We start from the raw sequence: 14,859 nt of genomic DNA, 5'->3' as shown, positions 1-14,859 counted from the left end.
TTACGCGATGTTCTCAGACGCCAGCCCCGCGCCGATCCTCGACGAGGACGAATTGCTTTAGATCAGGCCCGCAATCTCCAGCGCCTCGTCCACCGCCTTGCGGCTGGCCTCGCTCGCGCGGCACAGCGGCAGGCGGACTTCGTCGGAGAACCAGTCGTGCACGCGGCTCAGCGCGTATTTCGCCGGCGCGGGGCTGGCGTCTGAGAACATCGCGTAATGCAACGGGAACAGCCGGTCGTTCAGTTCGCGCGCCTTGGCCAGCTCGTTCGCGGCGATCGCCTCGTGGAATTCGGCGCACAGCGCAGGCGCGACATTGGCCGTCACCGAGATACAGCCCGATCCGCCCGCCGCCGCATGGGGCAGCCACAATTCGTCATTGCCCGATAGCTGGCAGAAATCCTTCGACAGGCCCATGCGATGATCGGCCACGCGCGACAGGTCGCCGCTCGCATCCTTGATCGCCACGATCCGGTCGGGGAACATGCGCACCAGCTCCACCACCGTCTCGTCCTCGATATCGGTCACGGTGCGTCCGGGCACGTTGTAGAGCACGATGGGCAGATCGCTGTGTTCGGCGAGATAGCTGAAATGCGCGATAAGCCCGGCCTGGCTGGGGCGGTTGTAATAAGGGGCGACGCACAGGCCCGCCGCCGCCCCGGCCTTCCTCGCGAACTGCATGTGGAGCAGCGCGTTCTTGGTATCGTTACTGCCGCAGCCCGCGATCACCGGCACGCGGCCCGCCGCCTGTTCGATGCAGACTTCGATCACCCGGTGATGCTCCGCATTCGACAGCGTCGATGCCTCGCCCGTGGTGCCGCAGGGGACGAGGCCCTTGCTGCCATTCTCGATCTGCCAGTCGATCAGCTTGCGATAAGCGACCTCATCGAACGTCCCGTCGCGAAAAGGAGTCGCCAGAGCGGGAATCGAACCTGTGAACATTTACCCGTATCCTGCGTTAGGGGCATGACAATGCGAGCGAATTCGCCGCATCGACGCGATTTCATTCAGCGCCTGATAATGAGCGGGGGGACACTATGTCCAGCATGGTACTCAAAACAGTTTTCAAGACCGCAATTCTCGCCGGCACCGCTCTGGCAGCCCCTTCGATCGCAACCGCGCAGGACGGATCGAGCTGGGATCGCGCGCGCAGCAATCTCGTCGCCGAACAGCCGGGCCGGATGGCGCCCGCGATCGAGCGATGGGAATATCTGATCGGTCAAGACGGGTTGCCGTTTTCGACCTATGCCAATTTCATCACGACCTATGAGGGCTTCCCCCAGCAGGACCGGTTGCAGCGCCGCGCGGAAGCCGCGCTCGATCGCGATCCGGTGTCGCCGGAAGAGCTGGTCGCCTTTTTCGACCGCAATCCGCCGATCACCAACAGCGCGAAGGCGCGCTACGCCCTGGCGCTGGGCACGCAGAACCGGCCCGAGGCCTATGACGTGGCACGCGCGGCATGGCGTGGCGGCACGATGAGCGGCACGTCGGAGGCCTATATCCAGGGTCTTTACGGTACGCGCTTCTCCGCCGAGGATCAGGATGCGCGCATGGACGCGCTGCTGTGGCAGGGCGACAGCGAAGGTGCCGCGCGCCAGGCGGTCCGCGTCTCGCCGCAAAATCGCGGCCTCGCGATGGCGCGCCTGTCGCTGTTGCAGGGCTCGATGCCGGACACCTCCGCCCTCGCCCCGAATATCGCGCGGAGCGATCCGGGCTATGTTTACAATCTCGTGCGCCATTACCGCACGTCGCGCCAGCTGCCGCAGGCCGTGGCTCTGCTGACCAGCCGCCCGAGCTTCGAGGAACCCGCGTTCGATTCCGAAGCGATGATCGGCGAAATGCTGAGCGTCGCGCGGGGCGCCAGCTCGGGCCAGGCGGCGCAGATCGCCGGATCGGTCGACGATCTGTTCGCGCCGGGCTTCGATGTCAGCACGGGTAGCTATCGCCTGCGCGACGATTACACGTCGCTGATGTGGCTCGGCGGCACGTCCGCGCTGTGGGATCTGGGCGACGGACGCCGCGCCGCGCCGCTCTTCTACCGTTACGGCGCCGCCGCACAGACGCCGCAGACGCGGTCCAAGGGGTTCTACTGGGCCGGTCTCGCCGCCAAACGCGCCGGAATGGCGGACGAGGCGAACCGCTATTACGAAATGGCGGCGGAATATCCGGACCGGTTTTACGGCCAGCTCGCGCTCAAGGAACTGGGCCGCCCCGTGCCGAAGCTTGCCGCCGACAATCTGACCGTGCCCAGCCCGGAAGCGCGCCAGGCCTTCGCCTCGCGCCCGATCGTCGCGGCGGTGCGCGAAGTGGCGCGCGATGCGCCGTGGCGCACCGGCATCCAGTTCTATCGCGAGCTCGCTCAATCGGCGGACACGCTGGAAGAACACCAGATGGTCGCCGACCTCGCTCGCGAGATCGGCCGCCGCGATCTGGCGGTGAATGTCGCCGAAGCCGCCGGGGCCGACGGGCACGACGAATTCGTGACGCAGGGCTTCCCGGTCCTGCCGCTGCCGCCGGGCGCTGAATTCACGCTGGTGCACGCCATTGCGCGACAGGAAAGCCAGTTCGCCCAGAACGCGATCAGCCATGCGGGTGCGCGTGGCCTGATGCAGCTGATGCCGCCCACTGCGCGCGAAGAAGCGCAGAAGGCCGGCATGACCTACATGACATCCTCGCTGATCGACGATGCGAGTTACAACATCCGCCTCGGCTCGAACCACATCACCCGGCTCGTCAGCTATTACGACGGCAGCTATCCGCTGGCCTTCGCGGCCTACAATGCGGGGCCCGGCAATGTGAACAAGTGGCTGCGCGCGAACGGCGATCCGCGCACCGGATCGATTAGCTGGGTCGAATGGATCGAGAAGATCCCGTTCTTCGAAACCAAGAACTACGTCCAGCGCGTGATCGAAAACGCCGCCGTCTACGAACAGCTCTATCCCGAGCGGACGGCCTATGGCCGCGCACGCTCGGCAGGTGACTTCCTGCGCTGATATCGGATAGGAGGCGGGCAATGCCTGCCTCCTCTTCGCCATCGAATCCGGGCGCTCCCCCGCGCAAAACCAATCCGATCAGCCCGGCGGGTTATGCCGCGCTGAAGGCGCGCTACGATCACCTGCTCGGCACCGAACGCCCCGCCATCGCGGAGATCGTGAACTGGGCCGCGGGCAATGGCGATCGCAGCGAGAACGGGGACTATCTCTACGGCCGCAAGCGGATGCGCGAAATCGATCGCGAGCTGGGCCATCTGGCGCGCCGGATGAAGGCGTCGCGCGTCATCGAACCGCATGAGCAGGTCGACCGGTCGCGCGCATTCTTCGGCGCGACGGTCACGCTGGCCGACGAGGACGACGAACGCCGCATCGTGACGCTGGTGGGCGATGACGAGCAGGATGCGGGCACCGGCAGGATCGGGTGGACCAGCCCTCTGGCGCGCGCCTTGCGCGGTGCGGCGATCGGCGATCTGCGCACCGTTCGCCTGCCGGGCGGCGCCAAGGAATGGGAAGTGATGGAGATCGCTTATGACTAGGCTGGCGGTTCTTCTCCTGCTGGCGGTCGCCGCGCCGCTTCAGGCCAAACAGAGCCTCGGCGTGTTCGGCGATTGGGGCGCGTTTCGCGACGCGCTTCGCGCCGGCCCACGCTGCTATGCCATCGCCATGCCCGCTCCGAGCCGCCTGCAGCGCGATCACGAACCCTATGCGACGATCGCCACCTGGCCGCGCCGCAGTATCCGGGGCCAGGTCCATCTGCGCCTGTCGCGCACTATCCGCGCCAACGCCGCCATCACGCTGATCGTCAGCGGCAAGAGATTCGCGCTGAGCGGAAGCGGGGCAGACGCCTGGGCGCAGGATCGCGGCGGGGATGCCGCCATCGTCGCCGCCATGCGTTCCGCGGGCAGTATGACGGTCTCTTCCACCGATACGAGCGGGCGGCGCTTTTCGAACACCTACACGCTAGACGGCGCATCCTCAGCCATGGACGCCGCCACCATCGCCTGCGCCCGGCGCTAGACACGAAAAGGCCGGAGGCGCACGATGCGCCCCCGGCCCGTTTTTTCGTCGATCAGGCTGCGATCAGAAACGCAGACCGTAACCCACCATCACCTGGTGACGGTCGAGGTCGATCTCGCCCAGATCCTGGTCGGGCGCGTCGCCTTCGAAGTCCAGCTCGGCATCGCTGTAGTTCGAATAGCGGTATTCGATCTTGGCGAAGCTGTTGCCGCTCAGCGCGTATTCCGCACCGGCGCCGATCCGGAAGCCGTCGGTGTCGATCTTGGCGCGATATTCGTCACCGTCGAACGAGCTTTCGATGTTGTAGCGAGCGTTGGTGTAGCCGCCCTTACCGTAGATCAGGAGATCCGGCGCCGCGAGGAAACCGGCACGCGCACCGACATAGATGTCGCGGCCCGTCTCGACGTTGCCGAGGCCGAAGCCTTCGAAATCGCCATCGGTGAACTCGGTCTTCGCGGTGGAATCGCTCAGTTCCGCTTCGACACCGAGGACGACGCCGCCGGCATTGAAATCGTACCCGGCGCCGATGCCGTAGTTGAAACCGTCGATCGACTGATCGTCGTCTTCGTTCACGTCGTTATCCGCATCGCTGCCCGCAGTGCTGACGTCGTAACCGGCGAGGCCTTCGACGCGGAAGCCGGTGAAGGGATCGTCGGCGCTCTGCGCCATGGCAGGGGCTGCAACCGCAAAGGTGGATGCAGCGGCGAGGAGGACAGTAATCTTCTTCATTGGTATTCTCCGTTATTCGCACGACCCTCGGCATCGTCTGTTATCCGGTGCGTCGCGTCGGGCACGGTAAGGAAACGGCGGTCGGAGCCGTGTGGTTTCATTAACGTCACACAACATGAAAGTGTTGCAGATTTGAAACATTCTTGCGGCCAGATTAACAGTCGCAGTCCAATCCCGTCACCCTGCGAAGGCCAGCCGTCGACTTACCGAGACACCATCGTGCCCTCGCCTGCCGCCGCTTTCAAATTGGTCCGGACATCGCTATATGCGCGGTTCCCATGGCCGATACGAACCTCATGAGCATCCCCGGGCAAGTGGACCCGGTTCCCGTCGCACGCGACATCACCCCGCGCGCCGACGGCCGCATCGACCTGCTCGGCCTGCCGCGCGAGCGGATCCGCGACCTGTTCGCCGAAGCCGGGCTCGACGAGAAACAGGCGAAACTGCGCGCCAAGCAGGTGTTCCACTGGCTCTATCATCGCGGCGTCACCGATTTCGATGCGATGACCGATATCGCCAAAACGATGCGCCCCTGGCTGGCGGAACGCTTCGTGATCGGGCGGCCCGACGTGGTCGAAGCGCAGCATTCCACCGATGGCACGCGCAAATGGCTGCTTAAGACCGATGACGGCCACGAATTCGAAATGGTCTTCATCCCCGATGCGGATCGCGGAACGCTGTGCGTTTCCAGCCAGGTCGGCTGCACGCTCAATTGCCGCTTCTGCCATACGGGCACGATGCGCCTGGTCCGCAATCTGACGCCGGGCGAAATCGTCGGCCAGGTCATGCTGGCGCGCGATGCGCTGGGCGAATGGCCCAAGGGAGCGATGGACGATCTGGGTGAGGAGAGCGAGAGCGCCTATACGTCCGACGGACGCCTGCTCACCAATATCGTGATGATGGGCATGGGCGAACCGCTCTATAATTTCGACAATGTCCGCGATGCGCTGCGCATCGTGATGGATGGCGACGGGCTTGCCCTGTCGAAGCGCCGGATCACTCTGTCGACCAGCGGCGTGGTGCCGATGATGGCGCGCTGCGGCGAGGAGATCGGCGTCAATCTGGCCGTATCGCTTCACGCGGTCACCAAGGATGTCCGTGATGAGATCGTGCCGATCAACAAGAAATACGGCATCGAGGAATTGCTGCAGGCCTGCGCGGATTATCCCGGCGCGTCGAATGCGCGGCGCATCACGTTCGAATACGTCATGCTGAAGGACAAGAACGATAGCGACGAGGATGCACGCGAGCTCGTCCGCCTGCTGCGCCAGTACGATCTGCCCGCCAAGGTGAACCTGATCCCCTTCAATCCCTGGGGCGGCGCGCCCTACGAATGTTCGACCCCTGAACGCATCAAGTGGTTTTCGAACATCGTCTTCGAAGGCGGCATCAGCGCGCCCGTCCGCACGCCGCGCGGCCGCGACATCGACGCTGCCTGCGGCCAGCTGAAAACCACGGCGGAAAAGAAAAGCCGCGCGCAACGCGATCGCGAGGCGGCGGAAAAAGCGCAGACCGTCGAGGCTTGATCGCATGACCGAAAAGCGGGGCGGGCTGACGATGTGGCGCTATCGCCGTCGCTTCAAGCTCGCCGGCCAGTCCGGCCGCGTCACTCTTCGTTCGCGCACGGACGGGCTATTCAGCACGCTCGAACTCGAAGGGTGGCCGGTCGCCGAGGACTGGACCCCCGCGATCGGGCCCGGCGCGATAAGAAATCACCTGCTGGAAACCACGCTGCCCGATGGATCGGCGTTGGCGGTCGAAGCGGGTTATATCAGCTCGCTCAATATGGGGATCGCGGTCCGCCAGGACGGCCGTCTGGTGCATGAAAGCCACCCCGGACGTGCCATCGCCTATCCGGAAAAATATCGCGAACAGATGGCCGCCTTTACAGACGGGTCGATGAGCGATGCGTTCAAACAGAACGCGACAGGCGGCGCGCATTCCGACATCGATTTCGGCGCGTTCAAACGAAATCGCATCCCGCTCGCCGTCGATATCATCCTGGGACTGCTGTTCTTCGTCATTGCCAAATACACCGACCTGACGACCGCCGCCATCGTCGGGGCGGGTCTCGGTCTGGTGCTGCTCGTCGCGCAGAAGATCACGAAGATCGACCTGCTCGGCGGGCTGGCGCTGTTCGGGATCGCATTGATGCTTGCATCGGCAGGTCTTGCCCTGCTGTTCCAGTCGGACGACGCGGTGAAATACCGCACCACAGTGATCGGCCTGATCAGTGCCGGCCTGTTCCTGGCGGACGGATTGCGCGGCGGAAACGGTCTGGCGATCCGGCTGAGGAACTATCTCCCCTATCGCGGTATCGATGCCGGGCGGCTCGGCATCGGCATGGGACTGATGGGCGCGGTCATGGCCGCCCTCAATCTCCTCGTCGCCCTCTACACCTCGACCGATGTCTGGCTGTTCTATAGCACTTTCGCCGATTTCGTTGTGTCGATGGGTTTGATCCTGCTGGTCTTTCAGTATGCGCAAGGCAAAATCTGGCGCGATGCCTATCCGCCATACCGGCAGCCGGAAATGGCGGAGTGACGATGGGTGGAGGCGATCCCGCCACGCTCGCTTTTTATCAGGCGCAGGCACCGCGCTATACGCTGAGCTTCGGTCAGGCGCCCAGCCGTCATCTCGATCCCTTTCTCGACCGGTTGGAACCGGGGGTCCGCGTGCTCGAACTGGGCTGCGGCGGCGGGCGCGACGGGGCGCGGATCGTCGAACGCGGCTTCGATCTGGACGCGACCGACGGGGTTTCCGCAATGGTGCGAAAGGCGAACGAACGCTTCGACCTCGGCGCGCGGGTGATGCGCTTCGACGAACTGGACGCGGTTTCGGCGTATGATGCGGTATGGGCGCATGCCTGCCTGCTCCATGTTCCGCGCATGAACCTGCACGGCGTGCTCGCCGCGATTCGGACCGCGTTGAAGCCGGGGGGCTGGCATTACGCCAGCTACAAGCTCGGCTCCGGCGAAGGGCGCTGCCTGCTCGGCCGGCTGCATAATTTTCCCGACGCCGCCTGGATCGAAAGCGTCTATCGCGATGCGGGCTTCGTCATCGCCGCCAGCGAGGTGTTTCGCGGCGAAGGCGCCGATGGGACCGTGCGCGATTGGATCGCGCTCACGGTCAAGGTAGAGGATCGCTCATGAGTACCCCTATCCTTACCGCTATCTGTACTGGTCAGCCCAAGCCCTTCCGCGGGGACGAGACCAGCGCGATCGACAAGCATCCGGTCGAAGGCCGGGTCGCGATCGGTCGGCTCGGCGTGGCGGGCGATGCGGTGGCGGATCACAAGCATCATGGCGGGCCCGAAATGGCGGTGCATCAATACCCGCACGATCACTATCCGATGTGGCGTGATGTTCTGGGCGGGCACGAGCTTTTGGAGCGACCCGCAGCGTTCGGGGAAAACATCGTCGCCACCGGATGGACCGAGGACGCGGTTCACATCGGCGATCGGTTTCGCATCGGCACCGCGCTCCTCGAAATCAGCCAGCCGCGCCAGCCCTGCTGGAAGATCGAACACCGCTTCGGTCGCAAGGGAATGATCAAGCAGATCCTCAAGACCCATGCCTGCGGATGGTATTATCGCGTGCTGGAAGAAGGCGAGGCCGCAGCGGGCGACGCGATCGAGCGTGTGGGGCGCGGCCACGAGGAGTGGAGCGTCGCACAGGTCTTCGCTGCGCTGTTCGACCCTGCCGCATCGACCATGCCGGACGATCTGCGCGCTATCGTTGGGCTGGAACGACTCTGCCCGCAATGGCGCGAAAAGGCGCGCGAATTGCTGGAGGTGTGACGTCTCGTCACTAAAATCCTCACGGCCTGTCGCGAATTTTCGAAGACAACGCTGCGTTCACCTGAGGTTGTGGCCGAACTCGCAAACGTCCGCACTGTGATTGACAAGACCGCAGTCGTGAGGACGTGACTATGAAAAAACTCGCTCTGGCTTTTGCCGCTTCGACCATGGCCGTGACTGGCATCGGAACCGCCGCACCGGCGCTCGCCGATCCGCCGTCCTGGGCGCCCGCCCACGGCAAGCGCGCCAAGGATCGCGCCGCTTATTCGCGCTATGACAATTCGCGCTATGACCGCCGAGGCTATTACGTGCAGCCGCAGCGCATCACGCGTTCCGACCGCATGTGGCGCGGCGATGACGGGCGCTATTATTGCAAGCGCGACAATGGCACGACCGGCCTCGTGATCGGCGCGGGCGTAGGCGCGCTGGCCGGACACGAACTGGCGGGCCGTGGCGACCGGACGCTGGGCGCGATCCTGGGCGGCGCGGTCGGCGCGCTGATCGGACGCGAAATCGACCGTGGGAGCCTCAGCTGCCGCTGATCGATTTTCGACATTGCAAGCAAGAGAAAGGCGCGTCGTCCCTCCTCGTTATAGCAGGAGGGAGACGCGCCTTTTCTTTATCCGCCGTCCCGCTATGGTCGCCTGAAGATGGCCGATAGAGACAGACCAAGCATGCTCGTGACCGGCGGCGCCAAACGCATCGGCGCCGCGATCGCCCGCCGCTTCGGCGAGGCCGGCTGGCACGTCGTCATCCATTATGGCCAGTCCGAAGATGCCGCCGAAAAACTCGCTGCCGAGCTGCCCAGTGCCGAGACCGTGACCTGCGATCTCGAAGATGGTGACGCCTCGGTCGCGATGGTCGAAAATCTCGCCGAGCGCTTCAGTGATTGGCGGGTACTGGTGAACTGCGCCAGCGTGTTCGAGCCGGACGATGTGAAGGCGCTCGATCCCGAAACCGGCCGCCGCACCATGCAGATCAACGCCCGCACTCCGACGCGGATGGCGCAGGCCTTTCTCAATCACGCGAAGGCGGCTGGTGGGCGCCGCGCGATCCACGTCCTCGACCAGAAATTGCGCAATCCCAATCCCGATTTCTTCAGCTACACGATGAGCAAGCACGCGCTCGGCTCCACCGTCGCCATGTTGACCAAGGGCCGCGATCTGGCGGGCTGGCGAACGGAGGATCGGATCTACGGCCTGGCGCCCGGCGCGATCTTAGCCAGTCACGATCAGGACGAGGAAGAGACCGAAATCAGCCACCGCCTCAATCTTCTCGGCCGCAAGACGGGGAAGGACGAGATCGCCGATGCTGCCCTCTTCCTGTCCCACGGCTGGCTCGCCAGTGGGCAAACGCTGTTCATCGATAGCGGGCAGCATCTGTGCTATCAGGATCGCGACGTGATCTATCTGGCGCGCGAAAAGGCGGCGTCATGACCAGACCCGCCAAGCGCCACGCACTGACCACTCGCATCTGGCACTGGGGCAACCTCGTCGCCGTGGTGGTCCTCTTCATGTCGGGCCTCACCATTTCGAACGCGCACCGCTATCTCTATTGGGGCGAGTGGGGGTTCGAGGCGAAAGACGCCTGGCTCGCCGTGCCGCGCTTTCCCGACTGGATGACGATCCCCGGATATTACAGCCTCGCGGTGGCGCGCGACTGGCATATACTCGCCGCGTGGCTGTTCGCGCTGACGCTGCTGTTCGGCTGGGTCGCAATGCTCGTGAACCGGCACTTCAAGCGTGACATCGTCACCAATCGCGAAGAATGGCGTCCTGCCAACATCAAGGCCGACATCGCCGCGCATCTCAAGCTCGATTTCGATCACGGCAAGGGCAAGTACAATTTCCTCCAGAAGATCACCTACGGCCTCGTGCTCGGCGTGATCCTGCCGGGAATGGTGCTGACCGGGATCGCAATCAGTCCGGGCATGGAGCCGACATTCGGCTGGATGGTCGATCTGATGGGCGGGCGACAATCGGCGCGCAGTTTCCATTTCATCTTCGCCGCGCTCCTGTTCGGCTTCTTCGTGGTTCACGTCCTGCTGGTGATCCTGTCCGGCCCGATCTGGCAATTGCGCAGCATGATTACAGGCAGGGATACGCGATGAAACGCCGCAACTTCCTCGTCGCGGCGGGCGCGGCATTCCTCGCCGGGTGCAACAAGATCGCGGACAGCGCGCCGGGTGCGAAGCTGCTTTCCGCTGCTGAGAGCTGGCACAAGGCCGCGCATCGCTTCCTGCGTGATCGCGAGGCGCTGGTGCCTGAATATCCGCGCAGCGCGATCAGCCCCTACTTCCGCGGCAATGGTTCGATCGATCCTACGAACGGCGACTATCAGGCACAAGCCGCGGCCGGGTTCGCCGATTGGCGGCTGGAGGTTCGCGGCCTCGTCGAAAACCCGCTCAGCCTGACGCTCGACAATATCCGCCGCCTGCCGCAGCGCACGCAAGTGACGCGCCACGATTGTGTCGAAGGGTGGAGCGCGATCGGCGAGTGGACAGGGCCGCAGCTCTCCCTCCTGCTCGACGCCGCGAAGCTGCGGCCCGAAGCGCGCTATATCGTCTTCCGCTGTGCCGACGAGCTGTCGGGCGCGCGCTATTACGAAAGCGTCGATCTGATCGATGCGTATCACCCCCAGACCATCATCGCCCATCGCCTCAATGGCGAGGCGCTTCCGATCAAGAACGGTGCGCCGCTGCGCATGCGGATCGAGCGGCAATTGGGCTATAAGCACGCCAAATATCTGACCGCGATCGAGGCGGTGGCGAGCCTGGACGATCTCTACGGCGGCAATGGCGGATATTGGGAAGATCGCGGCTATCAATGGTATGCCGGGATCTGAGGCGGAGCTCTGAGGGAAGAGGCGCGGCTTGCATTTAGCTGTGCGCGACCCCACCTTACACCTTCGCAACCAATTGAAAGGACGCGGGAATGGCCGGTGGATGGGCGCGCGATGGCGCGGTGCAGGATCAGATCGACGACACCGTGTCCGATGCGGTCAGCGCCGCGCGTGCGCGCATGCCCAGCGGCGAGAGCGAGCGCTGGTGCGTGGAATGCGGCGAGGAAATCCCCGAAAAGCGCCGCATCGCCCTTGCCGGTGTTAAGCGCTGCGTCGAATGCCAGTCCGGCCAAGATGCCTCGGCCCGCAGCAGCGGCTTCAACCGGCGCGGCAGCAAGGACAGCCAGCTGCGCTGAAGCTGGCGCCCCGGCTTACCGCGCCTATCCGCGCCTTCACCAAAACCATTTTCCCACCTGTACGTCACGGTGCTAGCACCCGCGCGACTCGCGAGAGCCCCGCTCTTCGCATCCCGCAATTCCCGCGCAATCCCACAGGTGCCACCCATGTCCGATATCAAGAAGGTCGTCCTCGCATATTCCGGCGGTCTCGACACGTCCGTGATCGCCAAATGGCTCGAGGTCGAACGCGGACTGGAAGTCGTCACCTTCACTGCCGATCTCGGCCAGGGCGAGGAGATCGAGCCCGCGCGCGAAAAGGCACGGGCGATGGGCATTCCGGACAAGCACATCTTCATCGAGGATCTGCGCGAGGAATTCGTGCGCGATTTCGTCTTCCCGATGATGCGCGCCAATGCCCGCTACGAAGGCGATTACCTGCTCGGCACCAGCATCGCGCGGCCGCTGATCTCCAAGCGTCTGGTCGAAATTGCGCGCGAGACCGGGGCCGATGCGATCGCTCACGGCGCCACCGGCAAGGGCAACGATCAGGTCCGCTTCGAACTCAGCGCCTATGCGCTCGCACCCGACATCAAGGTGATCGCCCCGTGGCGCGAATGGGACCTCACCAGCCGCACCGCGCTGATCGCCTGGGCGGAACAGCACCAGATCCAGGTGCCCAAGGACAAGCGCGGCGAAAGCCCGTTTTCGACCGACGCGAACCTCCTCCACACCTCGTCCGAAGGCAAGGTTCTGGAAGACCCGTGGGAGGAGACCCCCGACTACGTCTATTCGCGCACCGATCATCCCGAGGATGCGCCCGACACGCCCGAATACATCACCATCGATTTCCAAAAGGGCGACGGGACCGCGCTCAACGGCGAGAGCATGAGCCCCGCCGAACTGCTCACCGCGCTGAACGATCTGGGTCGCAGGCACGGGATCGGCCGGCTGGATCTCGTCGAGAACCGCTTCGTCGGCATGAAATCGCGCGGCATGTACGAAACGCCCGGCGGCGAGATCTACGCCCGTGCCCATCGCGGGATCGAACAGATCACCCTCGATCGCGGCGCAGCCCACCTCAAGGACGAGCTGATGCCGCGCTATGCGGAGCTGATCTATAACGGGTTGTGGTTCAGCCCCGAGCGATTGATGCTGCAGGCGGCGATCGATCTCAGCCAGGAAAAGGTCGACGGCACGGTGCGGCTGAAGCTCTACAAGGGGCAGGCGATGGTCGTCGGCCGCAAATCGCCGCACTCGCTCTATTCCGAAGCGCATGTCACGTTCGAGGACGATGCCGGCGCCTACGATCAGAAGGATGCGGAAGGCTTCATCAAGCTCAACGCGCTGCGTTTGCGTCTGCTCGCACAGCGGGACGGGGGGCCTGAAACCGCCTCCTGAGGGGAGCGCAATTGCAGTCCCCGCAATCGATTCGTTCGGAGAAAAAACGCCTCGCGCGGGGCTTGCCGCGCTCGAACCACGACGAAGTGTGGCAAGATCGGGGCAGGTTCCGCTCGCGTAAACGACTCCCGCGTTTCACTCGGCTATCAGGCTGAGCGAAACAACGGAGGACACTTAAATGTCCAAACGCGTATTTCGTTCCTTTGCCTTGGCCGCAATTATCGCCAGCCCCGCCACCGCCGCCACGCCTGCCGAGCGTGTGAGCGAGGCGCATTTCGCCGACACCTTCACCGCGCATGCCGCCCTGCCTCAGATGGCTGCACCGGCGCCGGGCGCGGTCGATCTCGACACGTTCGATCCGCCGATCGAGGAAGCGCCGGTCGCGCGCGTCATCGGTAGCGGCACGGCATCCTATTACGGCGCGAAGTTCCAGGGCCGCCGCACCGCCAGCGGTGAAAAGTTCGACATGCACGCGATGACCGCGGCGCATCGCACCCTGCCCTTCGGCACGCTGGTCGAAGTGACCAATCCACTCAACGGCAAGTCCGTGACCGTCCGCATCAACGATCGCGGGCCCTTCCACGGCAACCGCATCCTCGACGTCAGCCGCGCCGCCGCGACCAAGCTCGGCCTGATCCAGCGTGGCAGCGGGACGGTGGAGCTCGCCCTGCTGGACTGACCGCGGGGTTGACACTTGCGGCACGGTTCCGGCCCGCCGCCTCCCTTTCCTTATCGCCCGCTCCATTCAGCGCCGCCCCATCCGGCGCCGCCCCATCTAGCGCGGCATCGACCAGCGCGTGGCCCGCTTCGGCCGCCCGGTCCCATGCCTCGCCCGCGCGGGCAGAGGCGCTGTCCACCTCTTCTTCGCCCGCATTCCCGGCCCATAGAGCTTCGCCCGCCGCGTGGCGCATCACTTCCTCGCGCGTCGGCGGCAAGGTTCCGAGCGATGCCCGCTCCGCCGTGGAGCGCGCCTCCACCGTCTCCTCCATCAGCGCGTCCGTCTCCTGCCCCAGATGCGCGGCGAGCAGCGCGTCGAACCGCGCCGCGGCGTGGACGGCGCGCGGATTGGCCTCCGCAAACCGGTCGAGCCGCGCCATATGGGCGAGCAGCAGGCGCGCATCGATCCGCCGCCAGGTCGCGACCAGCTCGCCCCGGACCAGCACCGGCTGCGGCACGCCGTCGAGCGCGTAGGACGCCAGCTCGCCCGCCGCATGGGCGCGCGCCTCCACCAGCGCCGCGTCCCACAATTGCGCGAAATCGGGATAGCGCCGCCGCGCGCGATAGGCGGTTTCGCGGCTGACCCCGACCCGCGCCGCACTGGCGCGGACATTGCCGCTGGTGGCCAGCGCATCGAGGAAGCGCGCACGGGCGGGCGCATCGAACTTGGCCGCCGGAGGCGCGCTCGCCGTGGCCCAGCGCGCCGGCACTCCGTCCCCCTCCTCATCCGGCAAAAGCTCGGAAGAGCGCGCTGGATAGGGCGCGCAATATGGATCGGGCGCTTCGAGCGCGTAGGCGAGCGGCGGATCGCCGGGCTGCCATCCGGCGGGAAAGGCGGAGGCACGCGGCCCGCCAGCCCCGGCCCGAAAGCCCGCATCGCGAAAGCCCGCCTCGTATTCCACCTCGCAAAAGGGCCGCGCCTGCTGCGCCGGGTCGAGCGCGGTGGGATGGGAGGGCCGTTCGGCAGGCAATCCGCCATACAATCCACCGGGCCGGGCGGCGGNCAGACCCGGCGCGCNGNCACCATCGC

The 14,859-nt window shown here is 65.1% G+C and carries 16 protein-coding genes; 14 read left to right on the top strand and 2 right to left on the bottom strand.

Annotated features, from left to right (window positions below; genetic code table 11):
• Positions 1-57 precede the first annotated feature (57 nt).
• Positions 58-939, bottom strand: a complete 882-nt coding sequence (gene dapA / locus A3736_RS06100) for a 4-hydroxy-tetrahydrodipicolinate synthase (protein WP_067680460.1) — start codon at positions 937-939, stop codon at positions 58-60.
• A gap of 104 nt (positions 940-1,043) precedes the next feature.
• On the opposite strand from dapA, the gene A3736_RS06095 reads away from it, so the two are divergent.
• Genes A3736_RS06095 through A3736_RS06085 form a run of 3 tightly spaced genes read left to right on the top strand, consistent with a single transcriptional unit; the run spans position 1,044 to position 4,007 of the window.
• Positions 1,044-2,990, top strand: coding sequence for a lytic transglycosylase domain-containing protein (locus A3736_RS06095; protein ID WP_233999264.1), 1,947 nt, complete (start codon positions 1,044-1,046; stop codon positions 2,988-2,990).
• Between the two features lie 20 nt (positions 2,991-3,010).
• On the top strand, positions 3,011-3,526 hold the full coding sequence (locus tag A3736_RS06090; protein WP_067680454.1) for a GreA/GreB family elongation factor: 516 nt from the start codon (positions 3,011-3,013) through the stop codon (positions 3,524-3,526).
• Positions 3,519-4,007 (top strand): hypothetical protein, encoded by a 489-nt coding sequence (locus A3736_RS06085; protein ID WP_067680451.1) that lies wholly within the window; start codon positions 3,519-3,521, stop codon positions 4,005-4,007. Before A3736_RS06090 ends, A3736_RS06085 begins: the two co-directional genes overlap by 8 nt.
• Before the next feature lie 63 nt (positions 4,008-4,070).
• Here the strand turns inward: A3736_RS06085 and A3736_RS06080 are convergent, their stop codons facing one another.
• Positions 4,071-4,736, bottom strand: a complete 666-nt coding sequence (locus tag A3736_RS06080) for an outer membrane protein (protein WP_067680448.1) — start codon at positions 4,734-4,736, stop codon at positions 4,071-4,073.
• A gap of 278 nt (positions 4,737-5,014) precedes the next feature.
• Here A3736_RS06080 and rlmN point away from each other — a divergent pair, with 278 nt between their 5' ends.
• The 11 genes from rlmN to A3736_RS06025 all read left to right on the top strand — a co-directional run bounded on the left by rlmN (position 5,015) and on the right by A3736_RS06025 (position 13,791).
• Complete coding sequence (gene rlmN, locus A3736_RS06075; protein ID WP_067680445.1) at positions 5,015-6,262, top strand: 23S rRNA (adenine(2503)-C(2))-methyltransferase RlmN; 1,248 nt, start codon at positions 5,015-5,017, stop codon at positions 6,260-6,262.
• A gap of 4 nt (positions 6,263-6,266) precedes the next feature.
• The gene (locus A3736_RS06070) at positions 6,267-7,280 is read left to right on the top strand and encodes a septation protein IspZ (protein WP_067680442.1); all 1,014 of its coding nucleotides are present in this window, start codon (positions 6,267-6,269) and stop codon (positions 7,278-7,280) included.
• 2 nt (positions 7,281-7,282) lie between these two features.
• Positions 7,283-7,888, top strand: coding sequence for a bifunctional 2-polyprenyl-6-hydroxyphenol methylase/3-demethylubiquinol 3-O-methyltransferase UbiG (locus tag A3736_RS06065; RefSeq protein WP_067680439.1), 606 nt, complete (start codon positions 7,283-7,285; stop codon positions 7,886-7,888).
• Positions 7,885-8,535 (top strand): MOSC domain-containing protein, encoded by a 651-nt coding sequence (locus tag A3736_RS06060; RefSeq protein ID WP_067680436.1) that lies wholly within the window; start codon positions 7,885-7,887, stop codon positions 8,533-8,535. Before A3736_RS06065 ends, A3736_RS06060 begins: the two co-directional genes overlap by 4 nt.
• A 131-nt stretch (positions 8,536-8,666) precedes the next feature.
• Positions 8,667-9,077 carry a glycine zipper 2TM domain-containing protein gene (locus A3736_RS06055; RefSeq protein WP_067680433.1) on the top strand — a complete coding sequence of 137 codons (411 nt, stop codon included), beginning with the start codon at positions 8,667-8,669 and terminating at the stop codon, positions 9,075-9,077.
• Positions 9,078-9,209: 132 nt separating this feature from the next.
• The gene (locus tag A3736_RS06050; protein WP_233999263.1) at positions 9,210-9,971 is read left to right on the top strand and encodes an SDR family oxidoreductase; all 762 of its coding nucleotides are present in this window, start codon (positions 9,210-9,212) and stop codon (positions 9,969-9,971) included.
• On the top strand, positions 9,968-10,645 hold the full coding sequence (locus A3736_RS06045; RefSeq protein WP_067680427.1) for a cytochrome b/b6 domain-containing protein: 678 nt from the start codon (positions 9,968-9,970) through the stop codon (positions 10,643-10,645). Before A3736_RS06050 ends, A3736_RS06045 begins: the two co-directional genes overlap by 4 nt.
• Positions 10,642-11,379, top strand: a complete 738-nt coding sequence (locus A3736_RS06040) for a molybdopterin-binding protein (RefSeq protein ID WP_067680425.1) — start codon at positions 10,642-10,644, stop codon at positions 11,377-11,379. The genes A3736_RS06045 and A3736_RS06040 overlap by 4 nt, the downstream gene beginning before the upstream one ends.
• 89 nt (positions 11,380-11,468) lie before the next feature.
• Positions 11,469-11,732: a DksA/TraR family C4-type zinc finger protein gene (locus A3736_RS06035; RefSeq protein WP_067680422.1), complete on the top strand. Its 264-nt coding sequence runs from the start codon at positions 11,469-11,471 to the stop codon at positions 11,730-11,732.
• A 147-nt stretch (positions 11,733-11,879) separates the two neighbouring features.
• The gene (locus tag A3736_RS06030) at positions 11,880-13,112 is read left to right on the top strand and encodes an argininosuccinate synthase (RefSeq protein ID WP_067680419.1); all 1,233 of its coding nucleotides are present in this window, start codon (positions 11,880-11,882) and stop codon (positions 13,110-13,112) included.
• A 178-nt stretch (positions 13,113-13,290) separates the two neighbouring features.
• On the top strand, positions 13,291-13,791 hold the full coding sequence (locus tag A3736_RS06025; RefSeq protein ID WP_067680416.1) for a septal ring lytic transglycosylase RlpA family protein: 501 nt from the start codon (positions 13,291-13,293) through the stop codon (positions 13,789-13,791).
• The last annotated feature ends 1,068 nt before the right edge of the window (positions 13,792-14,859 follow it).

Source organism: Erythrobacter sp. HI0063 (assembly GCF_001635685.1).
In the GTDB taxonomy this organism is placed as follows: domain Bacteria; phylum Pseudomonadota; class Alphaproteobacteria; order Sphingomonadales; family Sphingomonadaceae; genus Qipengyuania.
This window is presented reverse-complemented; position numbering and strand designations above follow the sequence as displayed.

Excerpts from the sequence above, each read along its gene's own strand:
- dapA (WP_067680460.1), bottom strand. The coding sequence starts at position 939 with ATGTTCACAGGTTCGATTCCCGCTCTGGCGACTCCTTTTCGCGACGGG.
- A3736_RS06095 (WP_233999264.1), top strand. The coding sequence starts at position 1,044 with ATGGTACTCAAAACAGTTTTCAAGACCGCAATTCTCGCCGGCACCGCT.
- A3736_RS06090 (WP_067680454.1), top strand. The coding sequence starts at position 3,011 with ATGCCTGCCTCCTCTTCGCCATCGAATCCGGGCGCTCCCCCGCGCAAA.
- A3736_RS06085 (WP_067680451.1), top strand. The coding sequence starts at position 3,519 with ATGACTAGGCTGGCGGTTCTTCTCCTGCTGGCGGTCGCCGCGCCGCTT.
- A3736_RS06080 (WP_067680448.1), bottom strand. The coding sequence starts at position 4,736 with ATGAAGAAGATTACTGTCCTCCTCGCCGCTGCATCCACCTTTGCGGTT.
- rlmN (WP_067680445.1), top strand. The coding sequence starts at position 5,015 with ATGGCCGATACGAACCTCATGAGCATCCCCGGGCAAGTGGACCCGGTT.
- A3736_RS06070 (WP_067680442.1), top strand. The coding sequence starts at position 6,267 with ATGACCGAAAAGCGGGGCGGGCTGACGATGTGGCGCTATCGCCGTCGC.
- A3736_RS06065 (WP_067680439.1), top strand. The coding sequence starts at position 7,283 with ATGGGTGGAGGCGATCCCGCCACGCTCGCTTTTTATCAGGCGCAGGCA.
- A3736_RS06060 (WP_067680436.1), top strand. The coding sequence starts at position 7,885 with ATGAGTACCCCTATCCTTACCGCTATCTGTACTGGTCAGCCCAAGCCC.
- A3736_RS06055 (WP_067680433.1), top strand. The coding sequence starts at position 8,667 with ATGAAAAAACTCGCTCTGGCTTTTGCCGCTTCGACCATGGCCGTGACT.
- A3736_RS06050 (WP_233999263.1), top strand. The coding sequence starts at position 9,210 with ATGCTCGTGACCGGCGGCGCCAAACGCATCGGCGCCGCGATCGCCCGC.
- A3736_RS06045 (WP_067680427.1), top strand. The coding sequence starts at position 9,968 with ATGACCAGACCCGCCAAGCGCCACGCACTGACCACTCGCATCTGGCAC.
- A3736_RS06040 (WP_067680425.1), top strand. The coding sequence starts at position 10,642 with ATGAAACGCCGCAACTTCCTCGTCGCGGCGGGCGCGGCATTCCTCGCC.
- A3736_RS06035 (WP_067680422.1), top strand. The coding sequence starts at position 11,469 with ATGGCCGGTGGATGGGCGCGCGATGGCGCGGTGCAGGATCAGATCGAC.
- A3736_RS06030 (WP_067680419.1), top strand. The coding sequence starts at position 11,880 with ATGTCCGATATCAAGAAGGTCGTCCTCGCATATTCCGGCGGTCTCGAC.
- A3736_RS06025 (WP_067680416.1), top strand. The coding sequence starts at position 13,291 with ATGTCCAAACGCGTATTTCGTTCCTTTGCCTTGGCCGCAATTATCGCC.